The sequence below is a fragment of the Sporosarcina sp. QA0331 genome, assembly GCF_055808055.1.
Genome location: NZ_CM147850.1, coordinates 1724230 through 1742947 on the forward strand (window position 1 = coordinate 1724230; position 18718 = coordinate 1742947).

General features: G+C 39.5%; 20 protein-coding genes and 1 tRNA gene. 14 read left to right on the top strand and 7 right to left on the bottom strand.

Annotation, left to right across the window (positions count from 1 at the left end; genetic code table 11):
- The first annotated feature begins 3 nt into the window (after positions 1-3).
- Together AC0L13_RS08450 and AC0L13_RS08455 are read left to right on the top strand one after the other, a co-directional pair.
- On the top strand, positions 4-483 hold the full coding sequence (locus AC0L13_RS08450) for a helical membrane plugin domain-containing protein (protein WP_473645861.1): 480 nt from the start codon (positions 4-6) through the stop codon (positions 481-483).
- A gap of 92 nt (positions 484-575) precedes the next feature.
- Entirely contained in the window at positions 576-1217 is a 642-nt protein-coding gene (locus AC0L13_RS08455) for a YIP1 family protein (protein ID WP_473645863.1), read from the top strand.
- A gap of 52 nt (positions 1218-1269) precedes the next feature.
- Here AC0L13_RS08455 and AC0L13_RS08460 read toward each other — a convergent pair whose 3' ends face one another.
- Both AC0L13_RS08460 and AC0L13_RS08465 read right to left on the bottom strand, forming a co-directional pair.
- Positions 1270-1449 (bottom strand): hypothetical protein, encoded by a 180-nt coding sequence (locus tag AC0L13_RS08460; RefSeq protein ID WP_473645865.1) that lies wholly within the window; start codon positions 1447-1449, stop codon positions 1270-1272.
- Between the two features lie 102 nt (positions 1450-1551).
- Positions 1552-2400, bottom strand: a complete 849-nt coding sequence (locus AC0L13_RS08465; RefSeq protein WP_473645867.1) for an MBL fold metallo-hydrolase — start codon at positions 2398-2400, stop codon at positions 1552-1554.
- Between the two features lie 144 nt (positions 2401-2544).
- Here AC0L13_RS08465 and AC0L13_RS08470 point away from each other — a divergent pair.
- The 4 genes from AC0L13_RS08470 to AC0L13_RS08485 all read left to right on the top strand — a co-directional run bounded on the left by AC0L13_RS08470 (position 2545) and on the right by AC0L13_RS08485 (position 4200).
- Positions 2545-2617, top strand: a tRNA-Arg gene (locus tag AC0L13_RS08470).
- Positions 2618-2741: 124 nt separating this feature from the next.
- Positions 2742-3113: a hypothetical protein gene (locus tag AC0L13_RS08475; protein WP_473645869.1), complete on the top strand. Its 372-nt coding sequence runs from the start codon at positions 2742-2744 to the stop codon at positions 3111-3113.
- A gap of 204 nt (positions 3114-3317) precedes the next feature.
- Positions 3318-3734 (top strand): tyrosine-type recombinase/integrase, encoded by a 417-nt coding sequence (locus tag AC0L13_RS08480; RefSeq protein ID WP_473645871.1) that lies wholly within the window; start codon positions 3318-3320, stop codon positions 3732-3734.
- A 31-nt stretch (positions 3735-3765) separates the two neighbouring features.
- Positions 3766-4200: an N-acetylmuramoyl-L-alanine amidase gene (locus AC0L13_RS08485; protein WP_473645874.1), complete on the top strand. Its 435-nt coding sequence runs from the start codon at positions 3766-3768 to the stop codon at positions 4198-4200.
- Positions 4201-4458: 258 nt separating this feature from the next.
- On the opposite strand, the gene AC0L13_RS08490 is transcribed toward AC0L13_RS08485, so the two are convergent.
- A complete protein-coding gene (locus AC0L13_RS08490) occupies positions 4459-4914 on the bottom strand; it encodes an Ltp family lipoprotein (protein ID WP_473646916.1) in 456 nt (151 codons plus the stop codon).
- A gap of 1738 nt (positions 4915-6652) precedes the next feature.
- Between AC0L13_RS08490 and AC0L13_RS08495 the strand changes: the two genes are divergently transcribed.
- Positions 6653-8233, top strand: a complete 1581-nt coding sequence (locus AC0L13_RS08495; RefSeq protein WP_473645876.1) for an ATP-binding cassette domain-containing protein — start codon at positions 6653-6655, stop codon at positions 8231-8233.
- A gap of 573 nt (positions 8234-8806) precedes the next feature.
- Here the strand turns inward: AC0L13_RS08495 and AC0L13_RS08500 are convergent.
- A complete protein-coding gene (locus tag AC0L13_RS08500) occupies positions 8807-9043 on the bottom strand; it encodes a hypothetical protein (RefSeq protein WP_473645878.1) in 237 nt (78 codons plus the stop codon).
- A 232-nt stretch (positions 9044-9275) separates the two neighbouring features.
- On the opposite strand from AC0L13_RS08500, the gene AC0L13_RS08505 reads away from it, so the two are divergent.
- The 5 genes from AC0L13_RS08505 (at position 9276) to AC0L13_RS08525 (ending at position 13400) form a co-directional block, all read left to right on the top strand.
- Positions 9276-10058 (top strand): amino acid ABC transporter substrate-binding protein, encoded by a 783-nt coding sequence (locus AC0L13_RS08505; protein ID WP_473645880.1) that lies wholly within the window; start codon positions 9276-9278, stop codon positions 10056-10058.
- Between the two features lie 64 nt (positions 10059-10122).
- Positions 10123-10782: an amino acid ABC transporter permease gene (locus AC0L13_RS08510; protein WP_473645882.1), complete on the top strand. Its 660-nt coding sequence runs from the start codon at positions 10123-10125 to the stop codon at positions 10780-10782.
- Positions 10783-10833: 51 nt separating this feature from the next.
- Positions 10834-11583: an amino acid ABC transporter ATP-binding protein gene (locus AC0L13_RS08515; RefSeq protein WP_473645885.1), complete on the top strand. Its 750-nt coding sequence runs from the start codon at positions 10834-10836 to the stop codon at positions 11581-11583.
- 151 nt (positions 11584-11734) lie between these two features.
- Entirely contained in the window at positions 11735-12292 is a 558-nt protein-coding gene (locus AC0L13_RS08520; RefSeq protein ID WP_473645887.1) for a DUF420 domain-containing protein, read from the top strand.
- A 652-nt stretch (positions 12293-12944) separates the two neighbouring features.
- Positions 12945-13400: a GNAT family N-acetyltransferase gene (locus AC0L13_RS08525; RefSeq protein WP_473645889.1), complete on the top strand. Its 456-nt coding sequence runs from the start codon at positions 12945-12947 to the stop codon at positions 13398-13400.
- 332 nt (positions 13401-13732) lie between these two features.
- On the opposite strand, the gene AC0L13_RS08530 is transcribed toward AC0L13_RS08525, so the two are convergent.
- Positions 13733-14209 (bottom strand): general stress protein, encoded by a 477-nt coding sequence (locus AC0L13_RS08530; protein WP_473645891.1) that lies wholly within the window; start codon positions 14207-14209, stop codon positions 13733-13735.
- A gap of 141 nt (positions 14210-14350) precedes the next feature.
- Here AC0L13_RS08530 and AC0L13_RS08535 point away from each other — a divergent pair, with 141 nt between their 5' ends.
- Positions 14351-15061: a DUF421 domain-containing protein gene (locus tag AC0L13_RS08535; RefSeq protein WP_473645893.1), complete on the top strand. Its 711-nt coding sequence runs from the start codon at positions 14351-14353 to the stop codon at positions 15059-15061.
- A gap of 58 nt (positions 15062-15119) precedes the next feature.
- Entirely contained in the window at positions 15120-16412 is a 1293-nt protein-coding gene (locus AC0L13_RS08540; RefSeq protein WP_473645895.1) for a purine/pyrimidine permease, read from the top strand.
- A gap of 19 nt (positions 16413-16431) precedes the next feature.
- Here the strand turns inward: AC0L13_RS08540 and mnmH are convergent, their stop codons facing one another.
- Complete coding sequence (mnmH, locus tag AC0L13_RS08545; protein WP_473645897.1) at positions 16432-17505, bottom strand: tRNA 2-selenouridine(34) synthase MnmH; 1074 nt, start codon at positions 17503-17505, stop codon at positions 16432-16434.
- Positions 17506-17530: 25 nt separating this feature from the next.
- A complete protein-coding gene (gene selD, locus AC0L13_RS08550) occupies positions 17531-18580 on the bottom strand; it encodes a selenide, water dikinase SelD (protein ID WP_473645899.1) in 1050 nt (349 codons plus the stop codon).
- Between the last annotated feature and the right edge of the window lie 138 nt (positions 18581-18718).

Sequence of the window (18718 nt, forward strand, 5' to 3'; positions counted from 1 at the left end):
CCAATGGCAGCGCCAATTACTTCAATTAAAATAAAAGAACTAACGCCTGCGGAATTGCAGCAACAGAAAATGGATGAACTGCAATCCCTCATTACAGAACAGCAGCAATCATTGCAGAAAATCATAGAAATTACAGCTGAATTGGACAATGCGGGTGTACTGGATGCTATGACTGCAATGGTAAAGGCAAAAGATGAGATTGCAGGAATCGCTGTAACGCAAGCTTCACGAGAACCGATGACGAATCTCATCAATAATATTATGAACGCGGCAGGTCTATTGACATCGATAAATCCGGAAGTTACGGAAAGTATGAAGGACAGCATATCAAAAGGAATTGAAGAGGCTGAACTGTATAAAGGAAATGGAGATAAAGTGTCAATTTTTCAGGTTATGACGGCACTTAACGACCCTCATATCAATCGCGCAGTGAAGTATGGTTTAGATTTTCTGAAGGGTATGGGGAAAGGGCTAGATAAGTAAATGCCAATTCTCAATTATTCTTGAAACAAATCCACTCATCATACGTAAGTATGAAGAGTGGAAGAAAAAGAATAATAGGGAGTGAGACTTCTTTGCAAAATAATGAAATTGAAGTGCATGAAGGACGACAAGGCAACCCATGGACTTCCGTATGGCTTCATCCGAGGAAAACTGTTCAATATGTCAAGGATTACAAAACAGGCAGTTTTGTTCTTGGCATTGCGGCAATTACGGGAATAATACACTTCCTAGATCAAGCCGTGAACAACGATTTAGGGGAGACCTGGAATTTTGCGGCCATTCTCTTAATTTCACTGATTGTCGGACCGATTATAGGAGTAATTGCTCTTTATTTAGTATCGGGAATTTACCATGCTTTATCACTTTTGTTTGGCGGCTCGGGAACATTTGAGGAATCACGAAAGGCGTTCACGGTTTCTAATATCATTATTGTGATAATCGGATTTATTTGGATACTGGATCTGCTCATTTTGGGTCAAGGCAATTTTATTAGTGACTATGATTTCTCAGTTGGACAATTTATTTGGATGATCGTCTCTTTACTTGTAAACTTTGTTGGAGGAATCTGGTCGTTGGTAGTCCTCATTGCCGCTTTTGCAGAAGTTCATCAGTATTCTATTTGGAAAGCTGTATTGGTTGTACTTTTGCCGATTATCATTCTTGTAGTCTTTTTAGTCATTATCATTGCATTATCGACACCAGCTTTGTTTTAATAATAGTAGAAAGGACGTCTCAAAGGCATTTATGGCTTTGAGACGTCCTTATTTAATGTGGGTTTATTGACTCATCGTCATCCCGTTGCTCTTGCTCCGTCTTCCTGTATGATTTGACCATCGCTTCCTTATAATCACCTAGAGTGGCGAATTCATGGAACCGTTTCGCAAACTTTCTGTTCCGCAGCTCAATTTCATTTCGTTTTGTAATGTTTCGTTCAACCCTGTCCATAGATTATACCTCCTCCGTATCATTATTTCTTAGCTTGCCCGTTAGACATGACAATATGACAGCGATGAAAGAAAGACAGGGGTAAGTCTAATGAAGTTAATTTTATTTTGAATCATCTACGAATTTCCCGTAATCGGGAACAGCGATCGATTCGAAATTTGACACTAGCTTATCTAAGTTTTCATCTATCCATTGCCCTTCAACAGGGACTCCATGACCGGTAATAGCAATTTTCGGTCGCAATGCCGCTAGTATTCCGACTGACTGTTCAGCCGCATCCCAATCAGGTGTCAAATAGCGTGGAGGACCACCTATTTCTTTTTCCTGAGTAAACACTTTATACAACTCATCTTGGATGACTGTTACGAATGCATCACCAACAATCATGGCGTGATCGTCATTGCGGAACATTGAAATATGGCCAACGGAATGTCCTGGTGTATGAATCCATTTCCAACCTGGCATGAATGGCACTGTATGATCGTCTGGCAGTGCATGCGCTTTTGAACCGATATCTATACTTTCATGAGGAAACATGAACGATAATTTGGCAACCATTCCTCCCTCGACAGTCGTGTCAGGTTCGGGGTAATCTTTTTGTCCAGTAATATAAGGAAGCTCTAACGTATGCGCATATACCGGCACATCCCAAACTTCCAATAAATCAATCAGTCCACCTACATGGTCGAAGTGCCCATGCGTCAAAATGATCGCTTTTGGCGGATTGTCTTTACCAAATCTTTTTTCGGCTTCTTCTTTTATCTTTTCACCTGACTTTGGCATCCCTGCGTCGATGAGTACCCAATCATTTCCTTCGCCGGCAAAACCGAAAAATACGACATTGACAATTTGAACCGTATAACAATATAAGTCGGGAGCCACTTCAATTCCTTGTCCGCTCGTAACAGAGGTCATAGGTTGAAATCTATCGGTTGAAGAACTTCGTTCCATTCATATACCTCCTACTATTTATGTGTTTTTCTACATCTTACTATGTGTGTAATTTTCGTTGTCATACTGCTTATCCTAAAAAAGAGCAGCAAAACTGTTGCTCTTACCAATTCATCTCTTTATAATAGAAAGGTACTCAAATTTGTCTCAGTAGCTCAGGGGATAGAGCAACAGCCTCCTAAGCTGTGGGTCGCAGGTTCGATTCCTGCCTGGGACGTTCAAAAAAGCGGTCTAAACCGCGTGATATAAACCTTCTAACCGAAGTTTTAGAGCGGTCTATGAGCGGTCAAACTGCGAATTATGTACGCCTTCTAACTACTTTTGTTAGGAGGTTTTTTGCGTTGACAAAACCGAGAAAAGGTTTTGTGGTTAATACGGAATTACCCGGAATATTTGACGGTCAAACAATCGATAGTCCGCCCGCAATAAATCCGATGGCCGCGTTATCCATCGAGAAGGCGCTCGAAATTATCATCCGTCAAATGCGCGCAAGTGGTCTAAGAGAACGAACAATACACGACTACGAGTTGCACGTAATGGATTTTATAAAGAAGACTGAAATTGAGTATCTTCACGCTGTCGATGCTGATTCGATCTACGATTGGCTCGGCGCAATGAAAGTTAAGCCTGCGACTAAGCGCGTTCGATTAAAATGCTTTAGCGCATTTCTTGGCAAGTGTTTTAACAACGGTTGGTTAGCGGAAATGTTTTGAAAAAATATACAGATTCGTGTAGATGAAGAAGTAAAGGAAGGCGCGACAGAAGAAGACGTCTTTAATATCTTAAGACTACTAGACTTGTCGCGTTTCATTGAGTTAAGGGATGCTGCGGCAATTTTAACGTCTTATCAAACGGGCATAAGGCTTGCTACGTTATCCTCGCTAGAAGAACGCCATGTAGACCTCGAAAATTGACTATTGTGCATTGAAGGCGCGCTATTAAAGAATCGCAAAGTTATTTTACTGCCTTTTGATGGTCGTTTACAAAAATTATTCGAGGTGCTATTCGAGCAGAATCGGATCATCCGCGAAGAGAAAGGCGTAGTTAATAATTATGCATTTATTACGCAGCAGGGCAACAGTATTTACAATTCTAAAACGCTGAAATCCAACGCAATTTCAAAGCGAATGACCTACTATAAACGGACGTACGGCATACAGAATATCAACCCGCACGCCTTGCTGCGCAGAGGCTTCGCAAAGGACATATACAAACGTTCTAAAGGCGATTTAGCACTCATCAGCAAAGCGCACGGTCATTCGGACTTTGGCGTGACTACGCGCTACTTGCATCTTGACGCGGATGAAGTAGCAGACATTGTGCCGTACAAGTGACCAAACTCTTTCACTAAAGCAGCGGACGGATATGGCAAACAGTTGGGGCGCTGACTACTTGCTGTCTGTTCATATCAATGCAGGTGGCGGAACGGGTTATGAAGATTTTATTTTCAATGGAAAGGTTAGTGACAAAACAATAGATTTCCAAGCGGTTATCCACTCAGAAATCACAAAAATGATTCCAGATTTTTTTAATCGGGGCAAGAAACAAAAGAACTTGCACATGGTCCGCGAGTCGCGTATGCCATCAATTCTTACAGAATCAGGATTTATTGATAGTCTTGACGACTCGAAGCTATTAAAAAATGATGAGTTATTGGATAGAGTTGCATTAGGTCACGTAAACGGCATTGCGAAGGCATTTGTTTTGAAGAGAAAAGCAGGCGTTTCAGCACAGGGAAGAAGAAGTGCAATTTTCCAGCCCGTCCCTAAAAGCCGAAACCGAATTGACACTCGACAGTAAGACTCGTCGTAAAATCATTGTCAATGCAGCTGTTAAAGCTGGGGCACACCCATCGTGGCTTGATATACATATATAGGCAAAATCACGCGACTGGATCCTGCACAGCAGAGTATATCGGTCGAGGGACCATTCGGTAAGGACAATATCATGGTTGGCGATATTGTCAAAGTACGGAGTATGTAAAAAAGAGGGGCTTATGCCTCCTCTTATAAAAACGACCGCTGGGGCAGTCGTTATAGTTATATTATTGGTTTGCAATTAATTTAGATTATCTACTGCGTATTGTGCTTCCTCTTTAGTAAATTTTTCACCGTACTCGGAAATTAATTGTTCGTAAATAGCCGAATCTGACATGCTCATCATTTCCGCATATGTTTCTGCTTTTTTCAATGCATTTTCTTTCCAATCCCATACAATGTTATCTATCGCATATTGGGCGGCTTCTTTCGGGAAGTTCTCCCCATATTCAGAAGTCAACTGGTCATAGATTCCTGCTTTCGACATATGCATCATTTCCGCATATGTTTCTGCTTTCTTTAACGCTGCTTTATGTTCCCTCGGGATACTTTCCTCTTTAGCTTTCGCTTCTGCTTCAGCTTTCGCCTTGGCTTCTGCTTCAGCCTTCGCTATGGCTTCAGCTTCTTCTTTGGCTTTCGCATCAGCTGCAGCGTTTTCTTCTGCCTTCTTTTGTTCAGTCTTTTCCTCTTCAGACATCTCCGGTTCTTTCTTTTCCTCGGTCTTAACGATTGGCTTCTCGTCACTTGAAACCTCTATTTTCTTTTCAGTTTCCTCGCCGCTTAAAGTTACAGCGAATGCGATAAACGATATTAAAAAGACAGCGAACGACCCACCGGCGAACAACAATTGTTTCTTACCTTTTGATTTCTCTTTCCGTATAAAAAATACGATTGCCAAGATACCAAATACAAAAACAGCTGCAAATGCAAAAAACGCTAAAAAAGCAAACAAAACTCCCATTAAATAACCCCTCCCTTATGTACTATGAATATCATAGTACATTTGGATGAGGTTGGCTATATAGTATCCTGAATTATTGAATTATATAGTGGAAGCAACTTTCATGGATTTGCGATAGGTGTAAGATTAGATAAGTGTACATTTAAAATAATGGTATACAAAAGGTATACAAACACTAATCTAACTATTGATATATAAGGCTTTACACACGTCTGCCTGGGACGTTTTTAGATGTAAACTGAACATGACAAGAAGCAATAGGAATGACCATAAACATTGATATTACAGCGTTTATGGTCATTATTTGTTTTTTGAGAATATGTTCAGAAACGATAGGAAATGAAATCATTTTACACAAATTTTACATATTCAACGTAGTTGCCATGTCCTCATTTTCTCCGAATTGCATTCCTGAAGTCAGTCCAAGTAGTATATCAAATAGTATCTTATACCTCTATGAAGACGCTTGTAAACTTAGGCATCAGGAGCTGGCTATCCTTATAGCTCAAATGCTTATCAGCTGGCCTGAATGTTTCATCATTATCAGTAATGACTGCGTTGCGGGTAAAATCTACCCTTATAAAATCCTCATCGATTGCATTACCATTTCATTCAACATGAATGTTGGTATGCAAAAATGATAAGCAAATTGCTCTACTTACCATTCCTAGTAGATTCGAATGGATTCCACCATGGATTGCTGATGACCTTCATGGATAAGAATGTGTCCTGGTTCATGACCAAAATCCTGTCAAATCTGTTGACGGCTTTGATTCTCATTTAAAAAAATCCGATACTTTCCCCTAAATTGTTTGCCTCGTCAAAGTAATAAGTGCTTATATCAAATTTCTCGGAAATCATAGCAATCAATTCATTTCAATTAAATGAATCTGGATTAGGATTGCCTTGGGTAGATTCCAATGTGAAAAGTTATAACCCGAATATACGAAGATATATCTAAATTTTAATTGGCACATTCTACCGCTAGTAGAATTCCTCATTCTACCAATAGTTGATAGGCACCTAGGAAACAAAATGCTACGCTGAAGATAACAATTCACGCTGAAACTTATTGGGGAGGTAGTTAATATGTTAGATACAAGCAATGTCGGAATTTATATTTCAAAGCTGAGGAAGGATAGGGATGGACACACGATGGTGGATCGATTGAATGTAAGTCACCAGACTGTGTCGAAGTGATAGCGAGGCGATTCATTGCTGGATATTGGAGAATGTTAAGGCCTAGTTTCAATTGCCCCATTTCTTGGAAAGAGTCGCTGAAACGACTTGTGGATGAAGAGGGAAATTGGTTTGTCGATGAAGCGCCACCCTGTTGCGGCAATAATTTTTAGTTGGACACAGGGGGTGTCTACCAAGCTTTAGAAAGATGCCCGTCGCTAAATAAAGTAATTGGCAAGAAGCTTCAGCTATTTGCCTATTTTGTAATATGGATATGTGAAATGGGGAGTTAATAATGTTCAAGTTGATTATGCATTTATTTCAGGGGAAGTGGAAGCTTGCTTTTATGAGTTTTATTTGTTTAATTATTTTATCATTCGATGGAATCGTTTTCCCGTATTTCTTAGGTAAATTTACTAACGTATTAACGGAACAAGAGTACGGTCGTGTGCCATTGTTGCTAACTTTATGGTTTGTATTGTGGATGGCATTACTTGTCGCTCAAATATCAAATTCTTATTTTTTTGGTAAGTTAAGAAGTGCCATCAATATTGATCTTAAAGACAAAATGTTTAAGAAATCATATGATCCAGGTAATTCCAAGGTTTTACCAAGTAAATATATATCAACGATCACTTCCGATATTAAACAAATCGAAAAAGATTTCGTAGATAATTCTATGAGCTTTATCTATAGTATTTTACAAGGTGTTATTACTTTTGTATTTTTACTCTTTATTAACTGGAAAGTTGGGTTGATTTTTGTTCTATTAGGAACCCTTCCTACGATTGTTCCTAAATTTACATCTAAATGGCTTAAAAAAGGAACTGAAAGTTGGCAAGAAGCAAACCACAGTTATATTGAACAACTTGAAGATGGATTAAATGCGAGAAGACTAGTTAAACGATACCGAGCCATTGATTTTATATTCAATCAATTGTTTTCGGCATTAATAAAAGAACAAAACAAATACTTTTCAATGAAATTTAGACAATCTGTGTCTTCATTCTATGTCAGTGTTCTATATGTAATTTCTGCGATAGGGTCATTATCGTATGGTACATGGTCGGTAATACAAGGCGAAATATCTATCGGTATGTTAATAACAATATATATGGCAGCAGATCGAGTGGTTTCGCCTCTGATTTCATTGGCGAATTTTTATAACGCAATGACTGCATCAGAACCCTTACTCAGAAAAGTGTTGGATGAAAAACCACAACATCTTCCACCAAAACTCCCACTAGTAACAGATAGAAATGAATATTTAATTTCCCTAGAGGGTGTTAGCATCGGTTATGAGAACTACAAGCCTATTTTAGAAAATGTAAACTTCCAAGTGAAAGCTGGAGATCGGATTCTGATAGAAGGGGCTTCGGGTTCAGGCAAATCCACTCTTCTAAAGACGCTTATGAATGAACAAAATTTACTCTCTGGAATTATTAAATACGGCAAGGAATTAAAAGATAATTTAACTGAATCGTTCGCGGTTGTTGAACAACAACCATTTGTCTTTACTAATACATTAAAATACAATTTGACTCTTGGTAATGAAATTGCTGATAAAAAATTATTTAAAGCTTTAAATGATGTAGGATTAAATCACCTTGCAAATGAAGAAGGATTAAACACTCGATTAGGTAGTAATGATCGTCAACTTTCAGGTGGTGAGCTGAAACGATTAGAAGTTGCAAGAGCGTTGTTATACGGAAAAGAAATTCTCGTTGTCGATGAAGCATTGTCAGGACTAGATGGGGAAAGTGCAGATAACTTAAATAAATTAATAATAAATTATCCGGGCACTGTAATTAATATTGAGCATAGATTAAGTAAAGAGATCAGTAGTCGTTTTAATAAGAAATTAAAATTAAATTAATATTGATTATTGCAATCCCAATGACCATTATTTGAAAAAATAATAGTTGATTTAGCAAGATGACTTAAATGGAGCTCTGTCCGTTTTGGATGGAGCGCCTTTGTTTTTATTCTCGATATGGAAATTGCCAGTAGTTTGAATAAGCTGATGGTCTACTAATGACATTACAACGACGAGCTCCACTGGCTACTTCTTGACATGCCCTCTAATAATAAATTTCTGCCAACAATTCAATTGTAAGTTAAAAGCATCTCATGCGAGGTTCTTTTTTATTTGTTTGGCTAAAGAACATCTGCTTGTGTGTAGTAAGTATAAGTATAAGTATAAGGGGGAATACGAAATTTTTATATGATCAGAATCCTTGCCGTAATTTCCAAAATTGATTCTAGCTACCGATAGTGCTAGCCCTACACGTTAATTAATCAAAACTACATATGATTGATGAAAAGATAAACCTATCAATATTTCCCTACGAGTATATTAGAATAGCAGGACGTGATATTTACTTAGCTAGGGCTGTCCGAATGTCAGGTGAAACTGATTGATTCGGGCAGCCTCTTTTTTTAGTTTGAGTCATTTTTTTTCGGGATTGATGCTATTCGGTTCGTCCCCAAGTCGATTCATCCTCTGTGTTCGAGCTTCGTTCGGGGTTTCCTGAAATGAGTAGCCTTTTTCAAAAATTGTTTCAGGATCCATTCCATTTGGCTCTTTGTCCGAGTCAACATTGTCCTTCATTCCTGCAGCTTGCTGTTGTAGCGCTTCAGTTTTCTTGCTATTTTCCACGAAATCATTTTTATATTCTTTTTCCATGTCAACATCCTCCTTTATGATTCTTGCGTATGCTTTACGTAGTGCTATATTCTTCAATTGCCTTTTTCAACAGAATCAAAACGTCTGCCAATCATATACTAAGTGAAATTTTTTGAGAACGAAGATTCCGTAAATTTATAAAGGGGTTTTCATTATGGAGGAATCATGGTATATTATCAATACGTTAACAGACTAAAGTGTTAAAGCGAGACTATGAAAAGGAGAGATAACTATGAAAAAATATATGACATTAATGATCATTTCAATAGTTGCATTGCTTGTCGTGACAGGTTGCAGCAGTTCAAAAACAGAAAGCTCGGAAGGGAAGGACGTTCTCGTCATCGGTGTGGACGATAAATTTGCTCCAATGGGTTTCCGTGATGAAAACAACGAACTCACTGGATTCGATATTGAATATGCGAAGGCTGCAGCGGAGCATATGGGGATGGAAGCGAAATTTCAACCAATCGACTGGAAAACGAAAGAAACAGAATTGAGCAGTGGACGAATCGATTTGATTTGGAATGGGTATACGATAACGGATGAACGAAAAGGCAAAGTTCTTTTTACTAAGCCGTACTTGAAAAATGCACAAGTAGTAGCAACATTAGCTGATTCCGATATCGCCAAACTTAATGATTTATCTGGTAAAAAAATTGGGTTGCAAGCACTTTCTTCGGCTGCGGACGCTTTAAGCGATAACCCGATTCAATCTGATATCAAATCGATTTCGGAGTATGCGGACAATGTCCTTGCGCTATCAGACTTGAAATCAGGCCGTGTCGACGCAGTTGTCATTGACGAAGTTGTCATCGACTATTATATGTCCAAAGAAGAGGGCGCTTTTAAAGTGTTGGACGAGTCTTTAGCGCCTGAGGAATATGGAGTCGGTGTTAAAAAGGGCAATGATGAGTTGCTTGGAAAGTTACAAGACGCATTAGATAAAATGAATGAAGACGGCAGTGCGGCAAAAATCTCTACGAAATGGTTCGGGGAAGATAAAGTACTTAAATAATGAAACGAGCATGCCGGGTTTTCGTTGAGAAAACCTGTTTTGCTTTTTTAGAAGGAGTTATCATATGTCAATCGATTATTTCTTATCCATTTTGAAACCGATGTTGGAAGGGGCTCAAGCAACGATTATTCTATTTATCGTGGCCATTATAGTATCCATCCCGCTCGGCTTCCTTTTAACCCTTATTGCGAGAAGCTCTATTAAACCGTTAGCATATTTGGCGAATGCTTATATTTATTTGATGAGGGGAACGCCACTCTTATTGCAGCTCTTATTCATTGTTTTCGGTCTACCGCTTATCCCGGTTATTGGAGAATATTTAGTGCTTGATCGGTTTGTGGCAGCTTGTTTAGGATTCATCTTGAATTATGCAGCATATTTCGCAGAAATTTTCCGTGGCGGTCTGCTCGCTATTGACAAAGGCCAATATGAGGCTGCACAAGTGCTTGGATTGAATCGATGGCAGACGATGAGAAAAGTTGTTCTTCCACAAATGTTCCGCATTGCATTACCTTCGGTTGCAAATGAGTCGGTCACGCTAGTGAAGGATACAGCTCTACTTTACGCAGTGGCAGTACCTGAGCTATTGCATTTCGCGCAAACAGCAGTCAACCGTGACTTTACAATAACTCCATTCTTGTTGGCAGGCGTCATATATCTTCTCATTACGTTATGTTTGACAATGTTCTTCAAATGGTTGGAAAGACGGCTACGGTTCGATTAACTTTTATACAGTATGAGGATTATGCTGGATTGATAAAGAGGAGTGTAATGCATGGCAATTCTAGAAGTGACAAATATAAAAAAATCATTCGGTCCACTTGAAGTACTTAAGCAGATTAGTTTTGAAGTGAATAAAAATGATGTAATCGCCGTTATCGGACCATCTGGATCAGGGAAAAGCACGATGCTTAGAAGTTTGGTTCATTTAGAGGAGTTGGACGGTGGAAGTGTATCGGTCAACGGAAACTATATTGTAAAGGATGGAATCTATTCAAAGCCTCAACAAGTGAAACAGATTACATCCAATATGGGAATGGTTTTTCAGCATTTCAATTTGTTCCCGCATCTAACTGTAGTTGAAAATCTTGAGCTTGCTCCAAAGCTTCTTAAGCAAGGAAGTGCTAAACAAAACCGTGAATTGAGTATGGAGTTATTAGCGAAAGTCGGTCTTTCCGACAAAGCCGATGTTTTGCCTTCCAAGCTCTCTGGTGGTCAAAAACAGAGGGTGGCTATTGCTAGAGCCTTAATGAGAAAACCTGAAATTCTCTTGTTTGATGAACCTACATCTGCCCTTGATCCGGAATTGACGGGAGAGGTGCTTCGTGTCATGAAAGATCTTGCTGAAGAAGATATGACAATGATTGTTGTTACACATGAAATGGAATTTGCAAAGGATGTAGCAAACAAAGCGATTTTCATGGATAGAGGCGAGATTGTAGAATCAGGAAGTCCCGTAGATTTATTGAGCAATCCACAAATGGAACGGACAAAGGCGTTTTTACACCGAACAATATTCAAGTGATCTGTAGTTAAAAGAAGCAAGAATTGCAACAATGCAGTCGGGAAACTAGACCCGGCTGCTTTTCATTTTGACAACAATGTGAACTGGCGTAAGGGAGGAGTAAAATATGGTACACTACGGTTAAGTATGTACTGTATAAGGAGATGTTTGAATGAATCAAACCGCAGATTCAATAGGAGGGAAGCCTTTTAAGAAAAGAAATTATCGGCCGGCGATTATCATTTTATCGGTCGTTTTAATTGGTATTATTGGTTTGTTGTCGGGTAGACAAGGCGTGGAGGATTTTAATGCGTTTGATGTTACGATCCTTCCATTGATGAATGCGATTTTCAATACTTTTACGTTCTTTTTCTTAGTCGCGGCACTCATTGCTATTAAAAAGAAGAATGTAATTGTCCATCGGAAATTCATCTATGCCGCATTTTGCACAACTGCTTTATTCCTTGTTACCTATGTAGCTTTTCACTATTTGTCCCCGTCCACTCCATATGGCGGCAGCGGCATTTTAGCTGGAATCTATTATTTTGTCCTCATCACCCATATAATTCTCGCGGCGGCAATCGTTCCGCTTGCTTTAACAAGTGTTGCAAGGGCATGGAACAGGGAGCATGAACGTCATCGCAAAATAGTGCGCTGGACGATGCCGATTTGGCTATACGTAAGCTTTACAGGTGTTCTTGTCTACATATTGATTTCTCCCTATTACTAAAATAAATAAGGGGCTACCATAGAAATTCGGTGAAAACTGACTTTCTGTGGTAGCCCCTTTTTCTGTAGAAAAATAAAATGGAGATATCCTTGAAACGTTGCTTTCTGTTCCAGGCGCACGCTTTCCGGGGGGCGGGCGGTGAGCCTCCTCGGTCGCTACGCTTCACTGCGGGGTCTCATCTGTCCCGCTGATTCTCCAGGAGTCGGCGCGTTTCACTTCAAGCAACTTGTAAACACATGTTATAAATATATATATATTGTCCGATCTAGTAAAATGGAAGTGACCAAACCCCATCATAGAAAGGATGATTTTTATGTGCAATCTGAAGACATCAGAAAATCATCCTTTATACATACTTACAGAAATCTATTCATGTCGTGAAAACACGAGCACAGGTGGCATAAAGATTCGTTTTTCGCCACCTGTGCTATTTTAATGCCTTATGATGTTTTTCAAAAATATGCTTTGTTTGATTGAGGGCTTACAAGTTAATAGAAAGTATAGTATGATTATTAAGTCAAAAAACAATCATAGGCAATAGTTGTTATAGGAGGGGTTCAATATGACAAACAAAAGAGTTTTTAATGACTACAAGGGGATAACGTCTAAATAGTAATTTTTAGTGTTTCCCCAAATTTGAAAGGGGAAAATTATGAGTACAGAAAATGTGAAAATCGTAGAATTAAATGCAGAAAATTGGTATGACTGTTGTGAATTAGAAGTATCCACAAAACAAAAGCAATTCATTGAACCCAATGCTATATCAATCGCTCAGTCAAAGTTCGAGTATACATTAAAGACATATGCTATATATGCTGAAGAGAAAGTAGTTGGCTTTTTAATGTTCAACTCTGTTCAAGAAGAGCTCGATGGTTACTGGGTATATAGAATAATGGTGGATAAAGAATTCCAGGGCAAGGGTATTGGTAAAACTGCGACTAAATTAATGATTGCAGAGATGGCTAAATTACCGAATGTGAAAAAAATTGTTGTAGGATATCATCCTGAAAATTTGGAAGCGCATAACCTTTACTCAAGTTTGGGATTTATTGATAATGGTAATAGGTTCGGTAAGGAAATGGCAGTTATAAAATATATAACCAAGTGATATTCAGATAAGAAAGGCCCATATGAAGGTCCTTTTTTTTTTATTAACGAGTAGCTTTAACTTAAGAGAAATATTAATAGAGTCTAAAAAGAAATTAGACTTTAGACAAAAAAGTAGTTGGAAATCGATTTGATTTTCAATTGTTCGTGTTCCTCATCATATCCAATATCTCATTTATTTAATAGGAATAACTTTGATTGGAGCGGAGAGTGTCCACTCACAGCGGAAATCAACATATCTTGGCTTTTCTTGATTTTAATAGAAAAAAACTGTAGACAAACACCAATGTGTTTGTCTACAGTCATATATAATTCTATCGTTTGATTGCCTACTTAGATAAGCGGGCGATCAGGATAGTCCATGCGTGTGTTTGTGTAATCGCCATCTACTAATACAAGAATTTTGCCTTCATTAAAGTAATCATTATAGCGATTCGCTTCGTCTTCAGGAATACCCATACCGATCAAAGCGCCAGCGAGTCCTCCGACTCCTGCTCCTGCGGCTGCTCCGGTAATCCCTGCTACGATTGGTCCTGCTGCAATGATCGGGCCGACTCCTGGAATCGCTAGCGCTCCGATTCCCGCCAACACACCGCCAAGACCGCCAAGCAAACCACCTGTTGCAGCTCCTGTTGCCGCGCCATCTGCAGCATGGGTTCCAGTTTGTTCTTCGATGTTATCTACACGATCTCTATCTTTACTAATGATGGAAATATCATTGGAACTGTATCCCTGTCTTTTCAATTCCTCAATTGCAGCAACAGCTTCTGATTCAGTGTCATAATAACCTACTACGTGTCTTTGTACCATTTCAAAACGCCTCCTAATAATTTTTTATTCTAGGTGATTGCTATTCTAGAAAATACCCAATCGATTCTATTTAAAACATTGCATTAGATTTAAAACGACGATAACGGGTATTTAACTAACTAATGAAGAGGAGGAATAAAAATGGATTATTTAATAAATGGAATGAAGCTCGTTATCGGGTTGATCACTTTCATGGTCGTCATCCGGCTGTTAGGGAAAAAGCATTTGGCCGAGATGACGCCGTATGACATCATTTATTTAATAATGTTCGGTGGAATTCTAGAAGAAACTTTATATGATAATAAAACGACGATATGGATGTTCCTTTTTTCCATGGCTGTATGGGCACTATCCATATTCGTTATCGAAAAATTGGTGTCTATCTTTAATCCGTTGCGAATTCTTCTAAAAGGAGAGCCAGACCAATTGATTGCAGACGGAAAGATCAATCAGAAAGCGTTTAAGAAAAATCAATTGGAAATGGAACAAGTCCGGACAATGCTCCGTCAGCAAGGAATTTTTTCGTTAAGAGAAGTGCGTGATATGTATATCGAACCCGGAGGCCAAATATCTATTAACTCCTTCGCTAAATATAAATCTGTTGTATTGGATGATTTGGATATTGAAAAAAAGGAAGAGGAGCCAAGTGTATTGCTCATTGATGAAGGGGAAGTGAAGACGGAAGTACTGAATGCTATTGGAAAGTCTGATCAATGGTTGCAGGAAGGGATTCGCGAAAAAGGGTATAACCAAGCGAAGGAAATACTTTATTGCGAATGGTCGGAGACTGATGGTTTCTTCATTAAAGGATTTGCTGATACTATAGAATTGAATGGACATCAGCCGAGCTGATCGGCGTTGTTATTTTTCAAAACTGTATCCGAATGGAATTCGGGTGAGAGGTGCACTTATGAAAATAGTTGTCGGAGGGTTGCAATGGGCGGTTTTTTTAATCGCATCCTCTATTGCGGCTCCTATTGCAATCGCCCATGTTTTTGGAATGGAGGCTGCTGAAACTGCGCTTTTCATTCAACGTACGATGTTTGTTCTCGGCATTGCATGTCTCGTCCAAGCTTTTATCGGGCATCGTTTGCCCATCAATGAAGGACCGGCAGGATTATGGTGGGGGATTTTTGTCATCTACGCAGGGATGGTAGGCATCGTATATCCTACAGGCGGGGATGCCTTGCAAGCTCTACAAAGCGGAATGCTCGTCAGCGGCCTCCTGTTCATCTTATTGGCTATGAGTGGAATGATTTCTAAAATGAAAGGTCTTTTCACACCATCAGTTACATTTACATATTTGATGCTGCTCATTTTGCAATTAAGTGGTACTTTCCTAAAAGGAATGGTTGGTGTTGAAAGTACAGGTGATAAGATAGACGGACTTATATTCCTCGGAAGTTTAGCGGTTGTCATTATGACATTCATAACGATGAATCATAAAGTGTCCTGGGTTTCGAGATATTCCGTTCTATTGTCAATCGGATTCGGTTGGATTCTCTTTTTGCTCATCGGAAAGGCGAGTCGTGTAACACTTGAAGGTGAACAATTTATTCGTCTTCCCGATCTATTCGTATTTGGGAAACCGGTTTGGGATAGCGGCATGTTCATTACTGCTAGTTTTATTACTCTATTATTGATTGCGAATATGATGGCGTCAATCCGGGTTATGGAAAGCTTGCTGAAACAATCTTTTTCCATCACACCGCCTGATCGGATGAAACAAGGCTCCATTGCTTCAGGCATTAATCATTTATTCGCAGGAGTTTTTTCAGCAATCGGACCTGTTCCAATTTCAGGCGCAGCAGGGTTTGTTGGCGCAACAAGGATGGCGTCGCTAACACCGTTTATTACGGGCAGTATTATCGTTATCCTAATTACGCTCATTCCATCGATCATGTCAGTTTTTGCTGTTTTACCGGCACCGGTTGCATATGCCGTCACGTTTGCAATCTTTACGAAAATGGTAGAGATGGCCTTCCATGAGCTTGCTGCCGAGCCGAAGAAAGACCGTGCCTATAAAGTGTCAGCTGTTGGTTTAATGATTGGTGTAGGTATCATGTTCATTCCGCAGGAAAGCATGTCAGATCTGCCGAATGCATTTGCAGCTGTTTTATCGAATGGCCTAATTACAGGTACAATTATTGCCATTATAATTGAACAATTCTATATATGGAATGAACGGCGCAAAGTAGAATAGTAAAGGGAAAGGCTGTCAATCACTTGAGTAAGTGATTGGCAGCCTTTTTTGATTTCATTTTCTCGAAAGTAAAGTCCAACTTCAATAATTGTTCATAAGCATCATCAACAGAGTCTGCATAGATGACAAAGTCGTTTTCTTGTGGATGTTTTGTCGTCGAATACTCATATCTAGGATCGTAGTAATTTTCAAGCAATAAAGTAACTGCTCCCTCAAATTGTCCTTCGTTCAATTTTTCTTCTATTTCTTTTGCGACCGGGACATGGATGCGCCGTTTAATTAAATTAAATGCCTTAATGAATTTATCTCCAGCATCCCATGGATTATAATCAGCCAAAATGTTTTTAACCCGTTCCTTTATTGGGAGATGGATGAAAACATGGATTCCATTTTTCTTTTTGTCTAACAGGAAAGAGGGGATCAGCACTTTTCCGATTCGTTTGCTTTCTCCTTCAATATAGACGAGAGGTTCGTCTTTCGTTTTTTGAAGTTCATGGATCAGCAAAGAATCGAATTTCTTTTGGTTGTTTGGTTCACGTCCGATTTGGCCGAAAATGGAGCCACGATGTCCGGCGAGCTGTTCGAGATTGATAACAGGATAACCATTGCATGCTAGCCGATTCAAAAGAACAGTTTTGCCCGATCCGGTATATCCATTCAAAACAATAAAGCTGGGTGGAAAAACTTCTTTTTCTAATTCTTTCACAACCCATTGGCGATATGTCCGGATTCCACCGCTTAACCGATTTGCCTGGATGCCCATTAAACCAAGGACGGTTGCTGCTGTTTTGCTTCTCATGCCGCCACGCCAGCAAAATACTGTCATAGGTGTTTCTATCTTCTTGAATTGCTGTATGAAAGAGGGTAGTTTCGCTGAGAAAATTTCCAGACCCCGTTCATTAGCATCCTCTTTGCTGACCTGTTTGTAAAGGGTTCCAATTTCTGCTCGTTCTTCGTCGGTAAAGACAGGGATATTGATACTTCCTGGTATTGTCGCCTCCCTATACTCAGATGGAGAACGGACATCAATAATTGTATGCGGCTCTTTTGCAACCGATAAAAATAGCTCTTGTAAACTTATATCACGAATCAATTTCTATCACCTTCTATTATAAGAGTCAGTAAACATGGATATTTCCTGAATGCTCGGAAGTTACTTCTCCTATGATGGCTGCATGGACGCCCTTTTTATTCATCTCGTCAATTAATTGGTCTGCATCGTTTGCTGAAACTGAAATAAGCAGACCTCCCGAAGTGACTGCATCACACAAAATATAACGGTCCAATTGATCAATGTTTTCAGAATAGATAACCGTATCAGCAACGTGGGCATAATTGCTTTTGGTTCCACCTGGTATCCTTCCTGCTTCTGCAAGTTCTTTTGTGCGAGGAAGAATTGGAACTTGCTCTGCAAAAATCCGAATGCCTTTACGGCTTGCCTTTGCCATTTCAGTCGCATGCCCAAGCAAGCCGAATCCAGTGACATCTGTAGCTGCATGAACTTCATAGTTAGACATCACTTCTGACGCAGTCTTGTTCAAAGTCGTCATTATTGAAGTCACTTGCTCAATTTCTTCATTAGAAAGGGCACCGTGTTTTAAAGAAGTAGTATATATACCGACGCCGATCGGCTTCGTCAGCACTAACTTGTCTCCTGCTTCTGCACCGGCGTTTGTACAAACTTTTTCGGGATGGACAGTGCCTGTCACCGCTAAGCCGAATTTAGGTTCCTGATCGTCAATGGAATGTCCACCGACAAGAGTGACACCAGCCTCTTTTAACTTGTCTCCAGCACCTCTCAAAATTTCGGTAAGAATGCTTTTGTCCAATTTTGAAATGGGGAATGCCACGATATTTAGAGCAGTGATCGGAGTTCCGCCCATTGCGTAGACATCGCTAATAGCATTCGTTGTTGCAATTTGTCCGAAATCATATGGATCATCGACAATCGGAGTGAAAAAGTCAAGTGTTTGGACGATCGCGATATCGTCCGTCAATTTATAAACGCCGGCATCATCACTCGTATCGAGGCCGACGAGAAGATTTGGATCGGAGACGGCAGGGGGAAGGGATTGAAGAACTTGTACTAAGTCTGCGGGTCCAATTTTACAGCCGCATCCTCCTTTTGTTGTTAGTGAAGTCAATTTGACTTGATTCGATGTTTCCATCCTCTTTACCGCCTTTCATCTTTTTTATAAATAGTTTAGCACAATAGATACAAACGTACATTGTAAGACGATTCGAAACAATTTCTCACTATGCAACCCGCTGGGAAGGAATTCATGAAAAATTAATGATACATTTGT